The organism is Pasteurella oralis (assembly GCF_042681465.1).
Taxonomy (GTDB): domain Bacteria; phylum Pseudomonadota; class Gammaproteobacteria; order Enterobacterales; family Pasteurellaceae; genus Pasteurella; species Pasteurella oralis.
The window spans coordinates 284,614-304,528 of record NZ_JBHUFP010000004.1; the positions used below are offsets into that span (position 1 = coordinate 284,614).

A 19,915-nucleotide genomic window follows, 5' to 3' on the forward strand; every position below is an offset into this window, starting at 1 on the left:
AAGGAAAATGGGACTATTTATGATAGTTTCTTGCACCAAAAATTGCAGTACCAATTCTTACCATTGTTGAACCGCACTGAATCGCACTTGCCATATCATCGGTCATGCCCATAGAAAGCGTATCAATTTGAGCGTCAGGGAATGATTGTTGCAATTCTATAAATAATGCATTCATTGCATTAAATGCTTGTTCTTGCTGTTGAATGTCATCTGTTGGAGCAGGGATTGCCATTAAACCACGTAAGCGTAAGTGCGGTAAGTTTTGAATGTGTTTTGCTAAAGTCAACATTTCGCTTGGTACAATACCTGATTTACTGTTTTCGTCGCTGATATTAATTTGAATTAAAATATTTAATGGTGCTTTGTAATAAGGACGTTGTTCATTGAGGCGGTCGGCAATTTTTATACGATCAAGCGTTTGCATCCAGTCAAAGTGTTCTGCGACTAAACGTGTTTTATTCGACTGTAAGGGACCAATGAAATGCCATTCTAATTCGATATGTTGTTGTTGAAAATAACTAATTTTGTCGATGCCTTCTTGTACATAATTTTCACCGAATGCTATTTGCCCCGCTTGATATGCCGCTAAAATGGCATCAACGGGCTTGGTTTTAGAAACTGCTAATAACTTGACTGCACTTTGAGGGCGGTTGGCTTGGTCTAAATAGTAATTTATTTGAGTTTGAATTTGGGTAATATTTTGTTGGATTGTCATACAGAAGGTATCCTGCTAGGAAATCGTTTGCAATTATGGTTGAGTTAAAAAATATCAGCTATATTACAAGAACTTGCCGGATTTGAAAAATTTATAATATTTTTGCATTTTCTGTTTGACAACCCCAGTAAATTTAGGTATTTCTTACACATCCTTTTTTTATTTTTAACCAATATGATGAATAAACGCACTTCTGTAACCATGATGATTATGACCACCACCATTATTATGATGAATGGTGCGGGTTAGTGCGTAGCAAAAAGATCGAATTCGACAAAACCCGTGCTCAGTAAAAAGTGCGGGTTTTTTTATGAAATTTTTATAATATTTTGAAATTCACAACATCTAGGAGATTTTATTATGCGTGTATTAAAATTCGGGGGGACTTCGTTAGCTAATCCAGAGCGTTTCTCGCAGGCGGCACAACTGATTGAAAAAGCACACTTTGAAGAGCAAGCCGCGGGCGTTTTATCTGCACCTGCTAAAATTACTAACCATCTTGTTGCCCTTTCTGAAAAAGCCAGTTTAAATCAACCTACCGATACGCATTTTGATGAAGCTTTAGAGATTTTTTATCACATTATTAATGGATTACACGCAGAAAATAATCAATTCGATCTTGCTGGTACTAAAGCATTGATTGATGCTGAATTTGCACAGATCAAAGCAGCTTTAGAAGAAATTCGTCAGCAAGGTTTTGTTTCTGATGCGTTAAAAGCAAGCATTGATTGTCGAGGGGAAAAATTATCAATTGCGATGATGAAAGCTTGGTTTGAAGCGCGTGGTTATGAGGTCACATTAATTAATCCTGTTGAGAAATTATTAGCGCATGGCAGTTATTTAGAATCTTCAGTGGACATTGAAGAATCTACTAGACGCGTTGATGCAAAATCTATTCCAACAAAAAACGTGGTTCTGATGGCAGGTTTTACCGCAGGCAATGAAAAAGGCGAGTTAGTTTTATTAGGACGTAATGGCTCTGATTATTCGGCTGCGTGTTTAGCTGCGTGTTTAGGTGCCAGTGCTTGTGAGATTTGGACTGATGTTGATGGGGTTTTCACTTGTGATCCGCGTTTAGTGCCAGATGCTCGCCTGTTACCAAGTTTATCTTACCGTGAAGCGATGGAACTTTCTTATTTCGGTGCGAAAGTGATTCACCCTCGTACCATCGGTCCTTTAGTACAAGGTAATATTCCTTGTTTAATTAAAAATACAGGGAATCCAACCGCACCAGGTTCAATTATTGATGGCAATGTGAAATCTGAACAGCTACAAGTCAAGGGGATTACAAATTTAGATAATGTGGCTATGTTTAATGTTTCTGGCCCTGGTATGCAAGGTATGGTGGGGATGGCTACACGTGTTTTCTCTGCGATGTCGAATGCGGGGGTATCAGTTATTTTAATCACGCAGTCTTCGTCGGAATATAGTATTAGTTTCTGTGTACCGGCAAAATTAGTCGATGTGGCAAAACAGGCGTTGGAAAAAGAATTTGAGCAAGAGTTGAAAACAAATGATCTTGAGCCAATAGACGTGATTAAAGATTTGTCGATTATTTCAGTTGTTGGTGATGGAATGAAGCAAGCGAAGGGGATTGCGGCGCGTTTCTTCTCAGCACTTGCTCAAGCTAATATCAGTATTGTTGCGATTGCACAAGGTTCATCGGAACGTTCAATTTCTGCGGTCGTGTCATTAAATAAAGCGATTGAAGCAGTAAAAGCCACACATCAAGCGTTATTTAATAATAAAAAAGTGGTGGATGTCTTTTTAGTTGGTGTTGGTGGTGTTGGTGGTGAGTTAATCGAACAAATTAAAAACCAAAAAGCGTATTTAGCAAAAAAGGACATTGAAATTCGTGTTTGTGCAATTGCTAATTCTAATAAGATGTTACTTAAAGCGGATGGATTATGTTTAGAGAATTGGCAATCTGAATTAGAAAATGCGACGCAACCCTCTGATTTTGATGTATTGCTTTCATTCATTAAGTTACATCATGTCGTGAATCCTGTATTCGTTGACTGTACTTCGGCTGAATCAGTATCGGGCTTGTATGCAAGAGCACTAAGTGAAGGATTCCATGTGGTTACGCCAAATAAAAAGGCCAATACACGTGAGTTAGCCTATTATAATGCATTGCGTGAAAATGCGCGTAGTAACCAACGTAAGTTCTTATATGATACAAACGTGGGTGCGGGTTTACCTGTAATTGAAAATTTGCAGAATTTGTTAGCCGCAGGTGATGAGGTTATGAAATTTAATGGCATTTTATCGGGTTCATTGTCATTTATTTTTGGTGAATTAGAAAATGGGCTTTCATTATCGGCAGCAACTGCACTTGCACGTGAAAAAGGGTTTACTGAACCTGACCCGAGAGAAGATTTGTCTGGGCAAGATGTCGCACGTAAGTTGCTTATTTTGGCTCGTGAAACAGGATTACAACTTGAGCTAACTGATGTGGAAGTAGAAAGTGTATTACCTGTAGGATTTGCAGAAGGAAAAACGACTGCTGAATTTATGGCAATGTTACCTGAGTTAGATAGTGAATTTGCAGCCCGTGTTGAGAAAGCTAAATCAATGGGTAAAGTACTACGCTATGTTGGGCAAATTGAAAACGGCAAATGTAAGGTGTCTATTGTAGAAGTGGATGCAGAAGACCCATTGTATAAAGTAAAAAATGGTGAAAATGCTTTAGCCTTTTATACACGTTATTATCAACCAGCACCGTTACTTTTACGTGGTTATGGCGCAGGTAATGCTGTGACGGCGGCGGGTATTTTTGCTGATATTTTAAGAACGCTACAAGCTTAATTAGGTAAATAGATGGAAAAGAATATGCTTAGAATTTATGCACCTGCATCAAGTGCGAATTTAAGTGTGGGATTTGATACTTTGGGGGCAGCAGTGTCCCCTATTGATGGTTCATTATTGGGTGATGTGGTGCAAATTGACGCAATTGCAGCTGGATTTGAGCTAGAAAATGCGGGTTATTTTGTACGTAAATTACCAAAAGAGCCGCAAAAGAACATTGTATATCAAGCTTATGTGTTATTCAGTGAGCGTTTAAAGTTACGTGGTATATCAGTTCGTTCATTACGTTTAACACTTGAAAAAAATATGCCAATTGGCTCTGGCCTTGGTTCGAGTGCTTGTTCAATCGTGGCAGCATTAGTTGCCTTAAATCAATTCCATGACGAACCTTTTTCTAAGATGGAATTATTAGAGATGATGGGGGAGTTAGAGGGGCGTATTTCAGGCTCGATTCACTATGATAACGTAGCGCCTTGTTATTTAGGTGGTGTGCAATTAATGGTGCAGTCTTTAGGGAATATTTGTCAGCGATTGCCATTTTTTGATGATTGGTATTGGGTGCTAGCTTATCCGGGAATTGAAGTGTCAACTGCAGAAGCACGTGCGATTTTACCAAAGAGTTATACGCGCCAAGATGTGATTGCACAGGCGCGTCATTTAGGTAGTTTTGTGCATGCTTGTCATACTAAACAAGCACAACTTGCAGCGTTAATGATGAAAGATGTTATCGCAGAGCCTTATCGTGAAGTTTTATTACCGAACTTTGCTGATGTAAAACAAGCGACACGTGATTTAGGGGCATTAGTGACAGGTATTTCAGGTTCAGGTCCAACGATTTTTGCCATTGCACCTGATTTAACAACAGCAATGAAATTATCAACATATTTAGAACATCATTACTTGCAAAACAACGAAGGTTTTGTACATATTTGCAAGGTCGATAATGAGGGTGCAAGAGCACTAGATTAAGCATTAGGTTAATTAAGAAAACGGAAAATAATATGAATTTATACAACATCAAACACCCAGAAGAGCAAGTGAATTTTGCTCAAGCAGTGCGTCAAGGGCTTGGTAAAAATCAAGGTCTATTTTTCCCTGAAAACATACCGCACTTTGATGATATCGATGGATTACTCGCATTACCACTGGTTGAACGTAGCCAAAAAATTCTTAGTGCATTAATTGGTACAGAAATTGCAGAAAGCCAGTTAGCACAAATGGTAAAAAATGCGTTTACTTTTCCTGCGCCTGTAGTGAAGGTCGAAGATGATGTGTATGCCTTAGAATTATTTCATGGTCCGACATTAGCTTTTAAAGATTTTGGTGGTCGTTTTATGGCACAAGCCTTAGCCACAGTACGGGGTGATGGTAAAATTACGATTTTAACGGCTACTTCTGGTGATACCGGTGCTGCGGTTGCCCATGCCTTTTATGGTTTAGAAAATATTGATGTCGTCATTTTATATCCACAAGGCAAAATCAGTCCGTTACAAGAAAAACTATTTTGCACTTTAGGTGGCAATATTCGCACAGTGGCAATTAAAGGGGATTTTGATGATTGCCAAGCTTTAGTAAAACAAGCCTTTGATGATGTTGAATTGCGTCAAGAGATTGGATTAAATTCGGCTAACTCAATTAATATTAGTCGCTTGCTAGCCCAAGTTTGTTATTACTTTGAAGCGCTAGCACAATTACCAAAAGAGGCGCGCAATAATGTGGTGATTTCTGTACCAAGTGGTAACTTTGGTAATTTAACTGCGGGTTTAATTGCGAAATCATTAGGCTTACCGATCAAACGTTTTATCGCTTCAACTAACGTGAATGATACCGTACCTCGTTATTTACGTAGTGGTAATTGGCAGCCAAATGATACTGTGGCAACCTTGTCTAATGCGATGGATGTAAGCCGTCCAAATAACTGGCCGCGAGTGGAAGAATTGTTTAAACGTAATGGCTGGTCATTGTCTGATTTACATTCTGATGCGGTAAATGACAATGAAACAGAACAGACTTTACAACAAATGCATGATAAAGGTTATTTATGTGAACCACATGGTGCAGTAGCATATCGTGTATTGAAGCAGGATTTACAAGCAGGTGAAACAGGGTTATTCCTATGTACTGCACACCCAGCAAAATTTAAAGAAAGTGTTGAGCGTATTTTACAGCTTGAATTAGATTTACCTGAAGCGTTAGCAAAACATGCTGCATTGCCATTATTATCCGATGTGATGGAAAATGATTTTGCAACATTGAGAGCATATTTATTAAAATAACGCATTTTTCCCTTTGAGTTTTAAAAGGGAGAATGTTTTTAGGCATGATACTATCATTGCATAACGCTTAAATGTAGGAACATAATGTTTACGCCCAGCAATGCTAAATCATAGTTTGGGCGTGATTTTTACTTGTCAAAGTACGTATTGTATTTTTAGTATCATTTTAAATTGCACATTATCCATTGCTTATAATCGCGAAATATTTGAAACGTAAATGAACGCTTATTACATCTTAAGCCAATACAAATGCAGTTAGTTAAGGAAAGAAAAGAGATTTTTAAATGAGCAGCACGTTTATTGCTTACGCTAACATTAACCAGTCCTATCCTCTAGATGCTATCCCTTCTGATCTGTTAAATGAGAAGCTCTGCCAACCATTACAAAGTGAAAATCAGCGAGTAAAAATACGCTATCGTTGTCGTTGGATTGCCCATTTCTTATTATGGGAGTTACTCAAAATTTCACAAAAATCGACCGCACTTTTAAAGCATATTGATTATAGCGAAAGTGGTCGTCCACAATTGCTTGTTGATGACATTGATTTCAATATTAGTCATTCTGGTGATTGGGTAGCGGTTATTTTACATACTGACCTTCAAGGAAAAAGCGCGGTAGGGATTGATATTGAATCTCCAAATAAAAAACGAGATTTTACCGCACTGTTAGCCCATTTTGCACCACAGCCAGAACAAGATTGGTTTCATCAACAGCAAGACAATGAAGCTGCTTTTTACTTAACTTGGTGTTTGCGTGAAGCAGTATTGAAATCACAAGGTATTGGGATTGTGAAATTAGCGGAGGTGAGTCATGACCCAATTTTACGTCAGATCAAGTCTGCTTATTGTCCATCAGGTCAGCTTATTTTCAGTCAAGCATTGCCTTTTTATTTAGCTTTTTTTGTTAATAAAATTGAGCAAATCGATGTTCGTTATTTTGCTTGGGATGGACAACAACTCGCAGCGACATTTTTGCCGACATCTATCCGCTATCTCGTTAATCATCCTGATTATCATTGCTTTTCATCATGAATTTTACTGGCATTTTAGTGTTTAAATACACTGGAATTAGCAGACAAACCTGCTGTCTTGCGATTCATTTTTTTACTCGCACTTTAAATCGTAAAAAATATCCCCATTTAGTAATGGGTTTCGTTAGACTTAGCACAATATTTTGTTTAGACTGTTAAAATTTGTTTAAGCAAGTAACAATTTTTTGACAAATGGAGAACGTAATGTCATTGAACGGTTCAGATCAAGATCCTTGGGGTAAACCAGGACAAAAAAAGCCTGAAAATCATCGTCCTGATAATGAAGATGGGCAATCGAATTGGAACGATAATTCACGTGGAAAACAAAACAATCGAGATCAATCACCACCAGATATCGAGGAGATATTTAATAATCTCCTGAAAAAGCTAGGCGGTTCTGGTAATGGTGGTAAACGCAGTAACTCAAGCCAGCCTCCTTCACTCAATTTAGCTAAATTATTGCCTGTTGCAGCTGTAATTGGTGCATTAGTTTGGGGCGTAAGCGGTTTTTATACAGTGAAAGAAGCAGAACGTGGTGTTGTAATGCGTTTTGGTGAGCTATCTTCAATTGTACAGCCTGGTTTGAATTGGAAGCCAACTTTTATTGATCGCGTCATCCCTGTTAACGTCGAACAAGTGAAAGAGTTAAGAACACAAGGATCGATGTTAACGCAAGATGAAAACATGGTGAAAGTTGAAATGACTGTACAATACCGTGTGCACGATCCTGCTAAATATTTATTTAGTGTGACTAATGCGGATGATAGTTTGAACCAAGCGACAGACAGTGCATTACGTTATGTGATCGGTCATATGTCGATGGATGATATTTTAACCACTGGTCGTTCTGTTGTACGTGAGAATACTTGGAAGACCTTGAACACGATTATTGAGTCTTATGATATGGGACTTGAGGTAGTGGATGTTAACTTTCAATCGGCACGTCCACCAGAGGAAGTGAAAGATGCCTTTGATGATGCAATCAAAGCACAAGAAGATGAGCAGCGTTATATTCGTGAAGCAGAAGCCTATGCGCGTGAACGCGAGCCGATTGCACGTGGTGATGCACAACGTATTTTAGAGGAAGCAACTGCTTATAAAGATCGCGTTGTATTAGATGCAAAAGGGGAAGTGGAGCGTTTTGAACGCTTATTGCCTGAATTTAAAGCTGCACCAGAATTATTACGTGAGCGTTTGTATATTCAAACGATGGAAAAAGTGATGGCGAATACACCTAAAGTGATGTTAGATGCAAACGGTGGTAATAACTTGACGATGCTGCCTCTTGAGCAAATTTTAAAAGGACAAGTAACTAAAGCAAAAACAGAGCAAGAAAACATGGAACAAGGTCGTCCAGTGATTCGTGTTGAAACACAACCTGTTATACCATCACATACAGTACCATCAGCAAGACAAGAGAATACTCGCCAAGGGAGATTTAACTAATGCGTAAATTTTTAACCCCTGTTATCGTGATTATTGCAGCAATTTTGTATTCTAGCATTGTGATTGTATCAGAAGGGACACGTGGCATTATGCTTCGTTTTAGCAAAGTACATCGTGATGCAGATAATAAAGTTGTTGTATACAACCCGGGTTTACATTTTAAAATTCCATTTATTGATTCTATTAAAATTTTAGATGCACGTATTCGTACACTTGATGGTCAAGCAGACCGTTTTGTCACTGTGGAGAAAAAAGACTTGTTAGTTGACTCTTATGTCAAATGGCGTATTAGCGATTTCGGGCGCTTCTATACTGCTACTGGTGGTGGCGATTATGCGCAAGCATCTAATTTATTACGTCGTAAAGTCAATGACCGTTTACGTTCTGAAATTGGTTCGCGTACGATTAAAGATATTGTGTCTGGTACGCGTGGTGAATTGATGGAAGGGGCGCGTAAAGCACTTAATACTGGTGCAGACAGTACTGCTGAATTAGGGATTGAAGTCGTTGATGTACGTGTAAAACAAATCAATTTACCTGATGAAGTATCATCGTCAATTTATCAGCGTATGCGTGCAGAACGTGATGCAGTTGCACGTGAACATCGTTCACAAGGTCGTGAAAAAGCGGCATTTATTCAAGCAGACGTTGATCGTAAAGTGACTTTAATTTTGGCTAATGCAAATAGAACAGCACAGGAATTACGCGGTTCTGGTGATGCAACTGCAGCAAAAGTATTTTCTGATGCGTTTTCACAAGAGCCACAATTCTATAGCTTCTTGAGAAGTTTAAAGGCTTATGAAAGTAGCTTTGCAAATTCAGAGAATATGATGATTTTAAAGCCTGACAGTGAATTTTTCCGCTTTATGCAGGCACCAACCAAGTAACGCTTTGTGAATTGTAAAAAAGGTGTTAGTTTCAAAACTAACGCCTTTTGTCTTTTGAGGGACATTTGTTATTCTTCTAACATTAATTCTTTCAAATACTGAAAAATTTCGCGATATGCTTTTGGTGGTTTATTTTGCGCTTTTTCTTTTTGGGCAGAACGGATTAAATGACGTAAATGCTGACGATCTGCTTCAGGATGTTGGTCTAAAAATTGTGTAAAAGCATCATCATTGTCAATTAATGTATCACGTAACATTTCCAGTTTATGTAACAGTGCTTGCTGTTGATTATGCTTATTTTCTAGCTTGTCTAATGCTTCTTGAATCGGCTCAACTTCAATATTGCGTAACAATTTACCGATATATTGTAGCTGGCGGCGCTTTGCTTCTTTTTGTAAACGTTGTGCTAACTCAATTGCTTCGAGTAACTTATCTTCTAATGGAATTTTATCTAATTTTGCTTTGTTGAGGTTAACCAACTTTTCACCGAGTTTTTTTAATGCTTCGGCATCACGTTTAATTTCACTTTTACTCACCCAAATAATTTCTTCTTGTTCTTCAGCGTCCCAATCGGTGTTATCCCAATCAATGTTCTTTTTGCCACGCTTTGCCATTTTCTTTCCTTTATCTTACAAAAATAAGCTAACATTTTAGCATGAAAATTGAAAATAGGATAAAATGCCACAAATTTGTTTGAAGGAATCAATATGGAAAATACTGAAAAATCGACCGCACTTTTATTGCAACAAGAGCAAGAATTGCGTGAAGCAGTAAGTTATGCTGTGGCTATCGCACAAAAGGCAGGGGCAACTGCTGAAGTGGCTGTGACTAAAGTAAGTGGTTTATCTGTTTCAACGCGTTTACAAGAAGTTGAAAATGTTGAATTTAATAATGATGGTGCCCTAGGTATTTCAGTATATTTAGGCAAGCAAAAAGGCAATGCGTCGACTTCGGATTTAAGTCATGATGCGATTAAAAGTGCGGTTGAAGCGGCATTAGCAATTGCTAAGTATACCTCACCTGATGAATGTGCAGGTTTAGCTGAGCGTGAACTAATGGCATTTGATGCGCCAAATTTAGCGCTATATCATGCCGCCGAGATTGATGTTGATCGTGCTGTCGAATTAGCGTTAAGCACAGAACAAGCCGCTTTGGAATATGATAAACGTATCGTAAATAGTGAAGGGGCGGCATTTAATTCACATACTGGTGTACGTGTGTATGGAAATAGTCATGGCATGTTGCAAAGCTATTTATCAAGTCGTTATTCACTGTCTTGTTCTGTTATCGGGGGAATCGATTCTCAATTAGAACGTGATTATGAATATACGATTTCACGTAATGTGAATCAGTTAGAAAGTGCGAATTGGGTGGGGGAGAACTGTGCTAAGAAAGCCTTAGCACGCTTGCAACCTCAGAAGTTAGCGACGCAGCAAGTGCCCGTTATCTTTGCAAATGATGTTGCAACAGGATTAATGAGTCATTTAACTGCTGCGATTAGTGGTGGAAGTTTATACCGTAAAGCCAGCTTTTTATTGGATCGTTTAGGTAAGCAAGTGTTGCCAGATTGGTTTCAGATTAGTGAGCGTCCACATTTAATTGGGCAATTAGCATCGTCACCTTTTGATAGTGAAGGAGTACGTACTCAGAACCGTGAGATCATCGAACAAGGGATTTTACAAACATATTTATTGACCAGTTATAGTGGTAAAAAGTTAGGGATGCAAAGCACGGGGCATGCTGGTGGTATTCATAATTGGTTAGTCAAACCAAATTTAACGGGTGGCTTGCAAGCACTGTTACGTCAAATGGGGACAGGTTTACTCGTCACTGAGCTAATGGGACAAGGGATAAACTTAGTGACTGGTGACTATTCACGCGGTGCAGCGGGTTTCTGGGTTGAAAATGGTGAAATTCAATATCCTGTCGCTGAAATTACTATTGCAGGGCAATTGAAAGATATGTTGGCGAATATCGTTGCAGTAGCTGATGATATTGAGTATCGTTCTAATATTCAAACTGGATCAATTTTATTAGATAACTTAAAAGTATCGGGTAATTAATTTTTGAAAATGAGAATAATTCCTATTGACATGTATAAATTATTTGCTAAGATACGTACATCTGTTAGAGATTCGGTTGAGAATGATAGAGTAGGTCGTTTTCAGTTAGGGTCATACTCCAAACAGGTAGAGTAGAAAGTAAATTCGTTAGGGTATTTGTGGGCTGAAGGTTTAAACTTCAGCCTTTTTTTTGTAGAATGCACTTTTACAATCCCTATATAAGGTAAAACAAAATGAAAAAACACCATGTTGGTATTTTAATCTCAGAAGAGAAAGTTCGTGCTCGTATTCAAGAACTTGGTCGTGAAATTACGCAGTATTACCAACAAAAAGCAGTAGATAAATTGATTGTTGTTGGACTTTTACGTGGTTCATTTATGTTTATGGCGGATTTGGTCCGTGAAATTAGTTTGCCAGTTGAAATTGAATTTATGACAACGTCAAGCTATGGCAGTGGCATGACAACGAATCATGATGTGAAAATTAGTAAAGATCTTGATGGCGATATTAAAGATGAACATGTCTTGATTATTGAAGATATTATTGATACTGGTTATACCTTACAAAAAGTGCGTGAGATCTTGAAATTACGCGATCCAACGTCTCTTACTATCTGTACACTACTTGATAAACCCTCTCGTCGTGAAGTTGAAGTGCCTGTTGAATGGGTAGGTTTCACTATTCCAGATGAATTTGTTGTAGGCTATGGTATTGATTATGCACAGCGTTATCGTAACTTAGGCTATATTGGTCATGTTGTTTTAGAAGAAGAATAAAATTATTGTTGGAGATTAAGTAAAAGGAGAATTTATGTATTTTGATCAAATTAAAGCGGAATTAAATGAAGCGGCTGAAGTTTTAAATAAATTTATTAGTGATGAAAATAACATGAAATTAATTCAGCAGGCCGCGTTATTAATTTCGAATAGCTTCCAGCAAGGTGGCAAAGTATTATCTTGTGGTAATGGTGGATCACATTGCGATGCAATGCATTTTGCAGAAGAGTTGACAGGACGTTATCGTGAAAATCGTCCGGGTTATCCTGCAATTGCAATTTCTGATGTTAGCCACATAAGCTGTGTGAGTAACGACTTTGGTTATGAATATGTCTTTTCACGTTATGTTGAAGCAGTTGGTCAAAAAGGAGATGTATTGTTTGGTTTATCCACATCAGGTAATTCAAAAAATATTCTGAATGCTATTCAGGCAGCAAAAGAAAAAGGCATGAAAGTGATTGCATTGACAGGTAAAGATGGTGGTCAGATGGCTGGTCTTGCGGATGTTGAAATTCGTGTTCCACATTTTGGTTATGCAGATCGAATTCAAGAGATCCATATTAAAGTCATTCATATTTTAATGATGTTAATTGAATTTGAGATGGCAAAAGCGCAATAGTCTTTGTTTTGACCGTAAAAAAGTGCGGTCAATTTTGTTACTTTTTTATATAGTACAATCCTCAATCATTGCATGATTGGGGATTTTTTTATTGGTGATATTTTTTCTACAATATTTATTGCATAATTATGCAATAAATATTAATATTATTGCAGTTTTGCAAATATAGAGATTTTTTAAACAATGGCAATTAGTGTTAAAAATTTAAACTTTTTTTATGGTTCTTCACAGGCTCTGTTTGATATCAGCCTAAACGCAGAAGAAGGCGATACTGTCGTATTGTTAGGACCAAGTGGGGCGGGAAAAAGTACATTAATTCGTACTTTAAATTTATTAGAAGTGCCGGCATCTGGTGAGTTAGTTATTGCAAATAACAAATTTGACTTATCAGCAACAACGACTAACCCAAAACAAATTTGTCGTTTGCGTCAAGATGTTGGGATGGTTTTCCAACAATACAACCTATGGCCACATTTAACAGTGATTGAAAATTTGATTGAAGCACCTAAAAAAGTGCTACAGCTTGATGATCATACGGCACGAAAAGAAGCATTGGAGTTATTAACACGTTTACGTTTAGCACAATTTGCAGACCGTTTTCCATTACATTTATCGGGTGGTCAACAACAGCGTGTGGCGATTGCTCGTGCATTAATGATGAAACCACAAGTTTTGTTATTTGATGAGCCAACTGCCGCGTTAGATCCTGAAATTACAGCACAGGTTGTTGATATTATTAAAGAACTGCAACAAACGGGTATTACCCAAGTGATCGTCACTCATGAAGTGGCTGTAGCGAAAAAAGTTGCTACTAAAGTAGTATATATGGAACAAGGTCACATTGTAGAAATGGGCGATGCAAGTTGTTTTGTACAACCCAAAACAGAACAATTCAAACAATATTTATCACACTAAAATAAGGACACAACATGAAAAAATTACTTTTAACTGCACTTTTAGTAAGTACTGCGTTTGCTGTGACGGCGAAGGATATTACATTTGCCATGGAACCAAGTTATCCACCATTTGAGTTAACAAATGAGAAAGGCGAAATTATTGGTTTTGATGTGGACATTGCGAATGCAATTTGTAAAGAAATCCAAGCAACTTGTCATTTTAAGGGACAGGCATTTGATAGTTTAATTACAGGGTTACGCTCTAAACATTTTGACGCGGCAATTTCTGCAATTGATATTACGGAAGCACGTGCAAAGCAAGTGAGTTTTAGCGATCCTTATTATGATAGCTCGACAAGTTTTATTGTGGTGAAAGGTAAGCTTAACGATTTAGCACAAGCAAAAAAAGTGGGGGTACAAAATGGAACAACTTATCAACAATATATTGTTGCTGAAGCAAAACAATATCAACCAGTACCTTATGCGAGTTTACAAAATGCTGTGTTAGATTTAAAAAATGGTCGTATTGATGTGATTTTCGGTGATACTGCAGTATTAGTTGATATGTTACAAAAAGAAGACAGCCTAGGTTTCATTGGCGATAAAGTCACCAACCAAAAATACTTTGGTAATGGTTTTGGTATTGCTGTAAATAAAGGCAGTAAAGAATTATTGGCAGAGCTTAATAAAGGATTAGCCGCAATTAAAGCAAGTGGCGAATACCAAAAAATTTACGATAAATGGATGACACAATAATCGATTATGTTTTTTGATTATCTTTCTTTGATGTATAGCGCAACCCTAATGACCTTAGGGTTAGCGCTTTGTTCGTTAATTGCTGGTTTAATTTTGTCTGTGCTATTTGTCGTGTTAGAAACAAGCAAATGGGCATTGATTCGTAAGCCAACTTCTGTTGTCGTCACTTTACTACGTGGCTTACCTGAAATTCTCGTCGTGTTATTAATTTATTTTGGTTCAACTGAAGTCGTTGAAATGATAACTGGAGAATTCATTCAATTTAGTGCTTTTAGTTGTGGTGTGTTTGCACTTTCAATTATTTTTGCTGCTTATGCTTCTCAATCATTGCGTGGTGCGATTCAAGCTATTCCGTTGGGACAGTGGGAATCAGGCGCAGCGTTAGGTTTAAGTCGAGGTTATACTTTTGTACATATTGTGATGCCACAAGTATGGCGCCATGCACTACCGGGACTAAGTAATCAATGGTTAGTGTTGTTAAAAGATACTGCACTTGTTTCACTAATTGGTGTAGAAGATTTAATGCGTCAAGCAGAATTGGTCAATACTGTCACTCATCAGCCTTTCACTTGGTATGGTATCGCTGCGTTATTATATTTAGTGATTACTTTGGTAAGCCAATTTATTATTCGTAAATTGGAACTGCGTTTTACTCGTTTTGAAAGAGAGGTGAAATAATGTTTCAAGAATATTTCATGGTGATTATTCAAGGTATCCCGACTAGCCTATTATTGACTGTAGTTTCCTTAGTAGTTGCCTTTGTGCTCGCTTTACTATTCACTTTTGCTTTATCTATTGGGAATAAGTTAGTTAAATGTGCGATTAATGTTTATTTGACTTTATTTACTGGTACGCCATTGTTAGTCCAGTTTTTCTTGATTTATGCAGGACCGGGACAGTTCCAATGGGTGGTCGACAGCGCGTTATGGCCGTTGTTTTCAAATGCATGGTTTTGTGCAATGTTGACATTAGCGTTAAACAGTGCGGCTTATTCAACGCAACTTTTTCATGGCGCGGTGAAAGCAATTAGTAAAGGGCAATGGGAAAGCTGTGCTGCGCTTGGGTTTACCCGTTTAGAAACCTTAAAAATTTTGATGCCATATGCTTTGAAACGAGCATTACCTTCTTATAGTAATGAAATTATCTTAGTGTTTAAAGGCACAGCGCTTGCTTCAACAATCACTATTATGGATATCATGGGCTATGCTCGACAGCTTTATGGTACGGAGTATGATGCATTAACTATTTATGGTATTGCTGGCGCAATTTATTTAGTCATCACTGCACTGGCGACAGTATTATTGCGTAGACTTGAAACGAAAGTGCTTGCCTTTGAGCGTTTAGAGGTTGAGAAAACATAATTAGCTAGTAGCTAGAGTTAAGTGCGGTGGAAAAAAAGCGAATTTTAAACAAAATTCGCTTTTTTGGTTAATTAACAATCCAACTAGCAATACTAATGACTAAAGCAAAAATAATAAACCACACTAAATGTAATTTAGCACTTTGTTTATTAATTTCTTGATTATGTAAACGTCGTTCTTCTAGCTTCTGTCGATAAAGCGCCAAATCTTCTTCTTTAAATGAAAAGCCACAATGAGGGCAACTGAGTGCACTGTCACTTACTTTATGCCGACATTCTGGACAACGATGTAAAGCCATTTTTCCTCTCTGATTGCAATTTTTGCTCGGATCCTATCATAGTCATATCGAAAAGTGCGGTCATTTTTTTACAAATTTTAAACAAAATTACATCACAAGAAGCAATAAATTTCATTTTAAAGTAATAGATTAACTGCTAAATCGTGATAGGTATCACAAAGTTGTAAATATTTTGTAGTGTCAATTTATTATACAGTTTACTTGCTTGTAACAAGTGAAATAAAATACGCAATGCTTTTTATAAGAAAAGTTGTTTCAATATTTCATCTATTAAAATAGGTACTTTATTATGTTATGGTTCTTCTTTTGCGTTGCAATTTTATTGCTTGGTTATTTTGTATACGGAAAATTCATTGAAAAGGTCTTTGTGATCAATCCAAGAAAAACAACACCAGCTTATAGCATGAATGACGGTGTTGACTATATGCCAATGTCAACCAAGAAAATTTGGTTAATTCAGTTATTAAATATTGCTGGTACAGGTCCAATTTTTGGTCCAATTTTAGGGGCATTATATGGACCAGTTGCAATGTTATGGATTGTGATTGGTTGTATCTTTGCTGGCGCGGTACATGATTATTTTTGTGGTATGTTAAGTGTACGTAATGGTGGAGCATCAATGCCAACATTAGCTGGTCGCTATTTAGGTGCGCCGGTCAAAGCGTTCATTAATTTACTTGCCGTTGTGTTATTACTTTTAGTTGGTGTAGTATTCGTTGCAAGTCCTGCGAAATTATTAAGTACAATTACAGTCGATAATTTAGGTGTTGTTGAAAGTGCAGGGGCAGCTGCAACAGTATTTGGTTACGATGCTGCAACAGTATTAGTGATTTGGACAACTATCATCTTTGTGTATTACATCATCGCGACATTATTACCAATTGATAAAATTATTGGTCGTATCTATCCATTATTTGGAGCATTATTGCTCTTCATGACATTTGGTATGATGTATGGTTTAGTCAGCAGCCACTTAAATTCATCTGAACCAATTGAGTTTTTCCGTACAGTTGGTGGTTTAGATTTCGATAAATTCTTCCAGAACCTGCAACCTAAAGGTGATTTACCAATTTGGCCATTATTATTCTTAACGATTTCTTGTGGCGCATTATCAGGTTTCCATGCTACACAAACACCATTGATGGCACGTTGTGCACAAAATGAAAAAGAAGGACGCTTTATTTTCTATGGTGCAATGATTGCAGAGGGGGTGATTGCATTAGTATGGTGTGCGGTAGGTTTAAGTTTCTATCAAGATCCAGCAGCATTACAAGCTGTTATTGATGCTGGCTCACCATCAAAAGTGGTTTATGATTCATCAATCTATTTCTTAGGTGCTGTAGGTGGTGTATTTGCAATTTTAGGTGTTGTTGTATTGCCAATTACTTCTGGAGATACTGCTTTCCGTGCTGCTCGTTTAATTATTGCTGAGTTCTTTAAATTTGAACAAAAAACACTGGTTAAGCGTTTAGTGATTGCGATTCCATTATTTGTGTTAGGTTTTATCGTATCGAAAATTGACTTTAGCGTATTATGGCGTTACTTCAGTTGGGCAAATCAAACCACCGCGATGGTGATGTTATGGACTGCTGCTGCTTATTTATTCCGCTACGGTAAATTCCACTGGGTATGTACTTTACCAGCGATGTTTATCAGCACCGTATGCTTTACATACTTAGCTTACAACAAGATCGGTTTCAACTTAGATTACCAACTTTCCGTTTATATTGGTTTAGGGTTAACTGTATTCTGTAGTATCTTATTTTTCACCTTATTAAAACCAATTGCAAAAGGTGATCCTGACGCGTTAGTCGATGACTTAGTCAAACAGTAATCATATCAAATTTAAGTATTTACTACACCCTATCAATTCATATTGGTAGGGTGTTTTTTATTCTGCTTTCTTACTTATGTTTAAGTAACAACATTATTGCATAGCTTACTTTTTCATCTAATGAAAAATATACAAAACTTTACTTCTGAAACAGTTAAATTGCTTGCAAGTTAAGCAAACTAATAATAAACTTAAGAAAAGTGGTAATAAGTGGAGTTTTGTGGTAAAAGTTAGCAAAAATTCCTAAATTTTATCTTGTAACAATCACAAAAGGGAAACAATGATGTTTCGTGGTGCTTCAGCAGTTAATTTAGATTCGAAAGGTCGCATTGCGATCCCGACTCGTTATCGTGCTGAAATTCTTGAGCAGAATGCCGGTCAAATGGTATGCACTGTGGATATTCGCCAACCTTGTTTGTTACTTTATCCATTAAAAGAATGGGAATTAGTCGAACAAAAACTTTTAGCGCTATCAAATTTCGATCCGAATCAACGTAGTTTACAACGCGTCATGTTAGGTTATGCCACCGAATGTGAGTTAGATAGTGCAGGACGTATCTTAATTAGCGGTCCATTACGCCATCATGCGAAATTAGAAAAGAGCCTAATGCTTGTTGGGCAATTAAATAAATTTGAAATTTGGAGCGATGCAGAATGGCAAGCTCAAATTGAAAAAGATATGGCGTTAGGTGCGAGTGGTCAATTTGCACTATCAGAAGAATTAAAAATGCTGTCATTATAAAGAAAGGTGACTTTCTCACAACAGAACAGCAGCACTAGCAAAAGATAAGCGGTGCTAAGCACCGCGTTATCTTACCTTAACATTTTATCCCTTTTATTTTTTGTACCATTGGTAACTGTTATGAATATGCAAAATACTTTTTCATCGCCTGAACATATCACCGTTTTATTACATGAAGCGGTTAATGGGTTAGCATTGAAAGAAAAAGGTATTTATATTGATGGTACATTCGGACGAGGTGGTCATTCTCGTTTGATCCTTTCCCAACTTGCCTATAATGGTCGTTTGATTGCAATTGATCGTGATCCACGAGCTATTGCAGAAGCAAATAAAATTCAAGATCCACGTTTTCATATTGAACATAATAGTTTTTCTGCAATTCCAGCAATTTGTGAAAAACTTGGATTAACAGGCAAGATAGATGGCATTTTATTAGATCTTGGTGTGTCTTCTCCACAACTTGATGAAGCAGAACGTGGTTTTAGCTTTATGAAAGATGGTCCATTAGATATGCGAATGGATACCACACAAGGTCTGTCTGCCGCTCAGTGGTTACAACAAGTTTCTGAACAAGACTTGGCTTGGGTGCTAAAAACTTTTGGTGAAGAGCGTTTTGCTAAACGTATTGCGAATGCCATCGTCAATTACAACAAAAGTGCATTACAAAATAATACAGAACCTTTAACACGAACATTACAGCTTGCTGAATTAGTAGCTAATGCAGTGCCTTTTAAAGACAAACATAAACATCCTGCTACACGAACTTTTCAAGCCATTCGTATCTTTATTAATGCTGAATTAGATGAATTGGAAAGCGTATTGCAGTCGGCACTTGCGATGTTAGCAGAAAAAGGACGTTTAGCAATTATCAGTTTTCACTCGTTAGAAGATCGTATGGTGAAGCACTTTATGCGTAAGCAAACTAAAGGGGAGGCGCTACCAAAAGGTTTACCATTACGTGATGACCAAATTAAACGTACACAAACTTTAAAAACCATTGGTAAAGCAATTATGCCAAGTGAACAAGAGCAGGCACAGAATCCACGTTCAAGAAGTGCGGTATTACGTATTGCGGAGAAGATTTGATGTTAGAAAATAATGATCGCTATCCGCTACAAAATATTATTTTAGAAGATTTATTTAATTCAAATAAAACTATCATGGCATTGTTGTTACTGATTGTGGTTACTGCATTAGCGACTATTTGGATGACACATCAAACGCGTATTTTAGTCGCTGAAAAGGGACAGTTAGTACTAGAACACCAAGCTCTTGAAAATGAATATTTGAATTTAAAATTAGAAGAAGCAACGCAAAGTGATAATACACGTATTGAAGCGATTGCGAGTCAATTAGGTATGAAGCGAGTTCAACCAGAACAAGAAGTGTTGATCCTAGAGTAATATTT

19 protein-coding genes and 1 pseudogene are annotated in these 19,915 nt (G+C 37.3%); 17 read left to right on the plus strand and 3 right to left on the minus strand.

The window, feature by feature from the left end; all coding sequences use genetic code 11:
- Nucleotides 1-13: 13 nt before the first annotated feature.
- Nucleotides 14-715 (minus strand): YggS family pyridoxal phosphate-dependent enzyme, encoded by a 702-nt coding sequence (locus ACFSAV_RS03100; protein ID WP_379096067.1) that lies wholly within the window; start codon nt 713-715, stop codon nt 14-16.
- Nucleotides 716-1,075: 360 nt separating this feature from the next.
- On the opposite strand from ACFSAV_RS03100, the gene thrA reads away from it, so the two are divergent.
- The 6 genes and pseudogenes from thrA (at nt 1,076) to hflC (ending at nt 9,162) form a co-directional block, all read left to right on the plus strand.
- On the plus strand, nt 1,076-3,523 hold the full coding sequence (gene thrA, locus ACFSAV_RS03105) for a bifunctional aspartate kinase/homoserine dehydrogenase I (protein WP_379096070.1): 2,448 nt from the start codon (nt 1,076-1,078) through the stop codon (nt 3,521-3,523).
- Nucleotides 3,524-3,547: 24 nt separating this feature from the next.
- Complete coding sequence (gene thrB / locus ACFSAV_RS03110; protein ID WP_379096073.1) at nt 3,548-4,492, plus strand: homoserine kinase; 945 nt, start codon at nt 3,548-3,550, stop codon at nt 4,490-4,492.
- Nucleotides 4,493-4,524: 32 nt separating this feature from the next.
- Nucleotides 4,525-5,799, plus strand: a complete 1,275-nt coding sequence (thrC, locus tag ACFSAV_RS03115) for a threonine synthase (protein ID WP_379096076.1) — start codon at nt 4,525-4,527, stop codon at nt 5,797-5,799.
- A gap of 284 nt (nt 5,800-6,083) precedes the next feature.
- Nucleotides 6,084-6,830, plus strand: coding sequence for a 4'-phosphopantetheinyl transferase family protein (locus tag ACFSAV_RS03120; RefSeq protein WP_379096079.1), 747 nt, complete (start codon nt 6,084-6,086; stop codon nt 6,828-6,830).
- 191 nt (nt 6,831-7,021) lie between these two features.
- Nucleotides 7,022-8,150, plus strand: a pseudogene (gene hflK / locus ACFSAV_RS03125) (FtsH protease activity modulator HflK); the annotation flags it as partial.
- 124 nt (nt 8,151-8,274) lie between these two features.
- Nucleotides 8,275-9,162, plus strand: a complete 888-nt coding sequence (gene hflC, locus ACFSAV_RS03130; protein WP_379096082.1) for a protease modulator HflC — start codon at nt 8,275-8,277, stop codon at nt 9,160-9,162.
- A gap of 68 nt (nt 9,163-9,230) precedes the next feature.
- Here the strand turns inward: hflC and yjgA are convergent, their stop codons facing one another.
- Entirely contained in the window at nt 9,231-9,776 is a 546-nt protein-coding gene (gene yjgA / locus ACFSAV_RS03135) for a ribosome biogenesis factor YjgA (RefSeq protein ID WP_379096085.1), read from the minus strand.
- Nucleotides 9,777-9,869: 93 nt separating this feature from the next.
- On the opposite strand from yjgA, the gene pmbA reads away from it, so the two are divergent.
- From pmbA to artM, 7 genes are all read left to right on the plus strand, one after another.
- Complete coding sequence (gene pmbA, locus ACFSAV_RS03140) at nt 9,870-11,225, plus strand: metalloprotease PmbA (protein WP_379096087.1); 1,356 nt, start codon at nt 9,870-9,872, stop codon at nt 11,223-11,225.
- 233 nt (nt 11,226-11,458) lie between these two features.
- Nucleotides 11,459-12,001, plus strand: coding sequence for a hypoxanthine phosphoribosyltransferase (gene hpt / locus ACFSAV_RS03145; protein WP_101774635.1), 543 nt, complete (start codon nt 11,459-11,461; stop codon nt 11,999-12,001).
- A gap of 34 nt (nt 12,002-12,035) precedes the next feature.
- Complete coding sequence (gene lpcA / locus ACFSAV_RS03150; protein ID WP_101774636.1) at nt 12,036-12,620, plus strand: D-sedoheptulose 7-phosphate isomerase; 585 nt, start codon at nt 12,036-12,038, stop codon at nt 12,618-12,620.
- A 183-nt stretch (nt 12,621-12,803) separates the two neighbouring features.
- Complete coding sequence (artP, locus tag ACFSAV_RS03155) at nt 12,804-13,535, plus strand: arginine ABC transporter ATP-binding protein ArtP (RefSeq protein WP_101774637.1); 732 nt, start codon at nt 12,804-12,806, stop codon at nt 13,533-13,535.
- Between the two features lie 14 nt (nt 13,536-13,549).
- On the plus strand, nt 13,550-14,272 hold the full coding sequence (locus ACFSAV_RS03160; RefSeq protein WP_379096092.1) for a lysine/arginine/ornithine ABC transporter substrate-binding protein: 723 nt from the start codon (nt 13,550-13,552) through the stop codon (nt 14,270-14,272).
- A gap of 6 nt (nt 14,273-14,278) precedes the next feature.
- A complete protein-coding gene (gene artQ, locus ACFSAV_RS03165; RefSeq protein ID WP_379096095.1) occupies nt 14,279-14,950 on the plus strand; it encodes an arginine ABC transporter permease ArtQ in 672 nt (223 codons plus the stop codon).
- Nucleotides 14,950-15,633 carry an arginine ABC transporter permease ArtM gene (gene artM, locus ACFSAV_RS03170; protein ID WP_379096098.1) on the plus strand — a complete coding sequence of 228 codons (684 nt, stop codon included), beginning with the start codon at nt 14,950-14,952 and terminating at the stop codon, nt 15,631-15,633. Before artQ ends, artM begins: the two co-directional genes overlap by 1 nt.
- Before the next feature lie 67 nt (nt 15,634-15,700).
- Here the strand turns inward: artM and ACFSAV_RS03175 are convergent, their stop codons facing one another.
- The gene (locus ACFSAV_RS03175; protein WP_101774641.1) at nt 15,701-15,931 is read right to left on the minus strand and encodes a zinc ribbon domain-containing protein; all 231 of its coding nucleotides are present in this window, start codon (nt 15,929-15,931) and stop codon (nt 15,701-15,703) included.
- A gap of 289 nt (nt 15,932-16,220) precedes the next feature.
- On the opposite strand from ACFSAV_RS03175, the gene ACFSAV_RS03180 reads away from it, so the two are divergent.
- From ACFSAV_RS03180 to ftsL, 4 genes are all read left to right on the plus strand, one after another.
- A complete protein-coding gene (locus tag ACFSAV_RS03180) occupies nt 16,221-17,765 on the plus strand; it encodes a carbon starvation CstA family protein (protein WP_379096102.1) in 1,545 nt (514 codons plus the stop codon).
- A gap of 283 nt (nt 17,766-18,048) precedes the next feature.
- Nucleotides 18,049-18,507, plus strand: coding sequence for a division/cell wall cluster transcriptional repressor MraZ (mraZ, locus tag ACFSAV_RS03185; RefSeq protein ID WP_049216192.1), 459 nt, complete (start codon nt 18,049-18,051; stop codon nt 18,505-18,507).
- Between the two features lie 120 nt (nt 18,508-18,627).
- Entirely contained in the window at nt 18,628-19,593 is a 966-nt protein-coding gene (gene rsmH, locus ACFSAV_RS03190) for a 16S rRNA (cytosine(1402)-N(4))-methyltransferase RsmH (RefSeq protein WP_379096104.1), read from the plus strand.
- Nucleotides 19,593-19,910: a cell division protein FtsL gene (gene ftsL, locus ACFSAV_RS03195; RefSeq protein WP_101774644.1), complete on the plus strand. Its 318-nt coding sequence runs from the start codon at nt 19,593-19,595 to the stop codon at nt 19,908-19,910. The genes rsmH and ftsL overlap by 1 nt, the downstream gene beginning before the upstream one ends.
- Nucleotides 19,911-19,915 lie beyond the last annotated feature (5 nt).

What these genes read in the sequence shown, in the direction of transcription:
- ACFSAV_RS03100 (WP_379096067.1), bottom strand. Translation starts at nt 715, where the DNA reads ATGACAATCCAACAAAATATTACCCAAATTCAAACTCAAATAAATTAC.
- thrA (WP_379096070.1), top strand. Translation starts at nt 1,076, where the DNA reads ATGCGTGTATTAAAATTCGGGGGGACTTCGTTAGCTAATCCAGAGCGT.
- thrB (WP_379096073.1), top strand. Translation starts at nt 3,548, where the DNA reads ATGCTTAGAATTTATGCACCTGCATCAAGTGCGAATTTAAGTGTGGGA.
- thrC (WP_379096076.1), top strand. Translation starts at nt 4,525, where the DNA reads ATGAATTTATACAACATCAAACACCCAGAAGAGCAAGTGAATTTTGCT.
- ACFSAV_RS03120 (WP_379096079.1), top strand. Translation starts at nt 6,084, where the DNA reads ATGAGCAGCACGTTTATTGCTTACGCTAACATTAACCAGTCCTATCCT.
- hflC (WP_379096082.1), top strand. Translation starts at nt 8,275, where the DNA reads ATGCGTAAATTTTTAACCCCTGTTATCGTGATTATTGCAGCAATTTTG.
- yjgA (WP_379096085.1), bottom strand. Translation starts at nt 9,776, where the DNA reads ATGGCAAAGCGTGGCAAAAAGAACATTGATTGGGATAACACCGATTGG.
- pmbA (WP_379096087.1), top strand. Translation starts at nt 9,870, where the DNA reads ATGGAAAATACTGAAAAATCGACCGCACTTTTATTGCAACAAGAGCAA.
- hpt (WP_101774635.1), top strand. Translation starts at nt 11,459, where the DNA reads ATGAAAAAACACCATGTTGGTATTTTAATCTCAGAAGAGAAAGTTCGT.
- lpcA (WP_101774636.1), top strand. Translation starts at nt 12,036, where the DNA reads ATGTATTTTGATCAAATTAAAGCGGAATTAAATGAAGCGGCTGAAGTT.
- artP (WP_101774637.1), top strand. Translation starts at nt 12,804, where the DNA reads ATGGCAATTAGTGTTAAAAATTTAAACTTTTTTTATGGTTCTTCACAG.
- ACFSAV_RS03160 (WP_379096092.1), top strand. Translation starts at nt 13,550, where the DNA reads ATGAAAAAATTACTTTTAACTGCACTTTTAGTAAGTACTGCGTTTGCT.
- artQ (WP_379096095.1), top strand. Translation starts at nt 14,279, where the DNA reads ATGTTTTTTGATTATCTTTCTTTGATGTATAGCGCAACCCTAATGACC.
- artM (WP_379096098.1), top strand. Translation starts at nt 14,950, where the DNA reads ATGTTTCAAGAATATTTCATGGTGATTATTCAAGGTATCCCGACTAGC.
- ACFSAV_RS03175 (WP_101774641.1), bottom strand. Translation starts at nt 15,931, where the DNA reads ATGGCTTTACATCGTTGTCCAGAATGTCGGCATAAAGTAAGTGACAGT.
- ACFSAV_RS03180 (WP_379096102.1), top strand. Translation starts at nt 16,221, where the DNA reads ATGTTATGGTTCTTCTTTTGCGTTGCAATTTTATTGCTTGGTTATTTT.
- mraZ (WP_049216192.1), top strand. Translation starts at nt 18,049, where the DNA reads ATGTTTCGTGGTGCTTCAGCAGTTAATTTAGATTCGAAAGGTCGCATT.
- rsmH (WP_379096104.1), top strand. Translation starts at nt 18,628, where the DNA reads ATGAATATGCAAAATACTTTTTCATCGCCTGAACATATCACCGTTTTA.
- ftsL (WP_101774644.1), top strand. Translation starts at nt 19,593, where the DNA reads ATGTTAGAAAATAATGATCGCTATCCGCTACAAAATATTATTTTAGAA.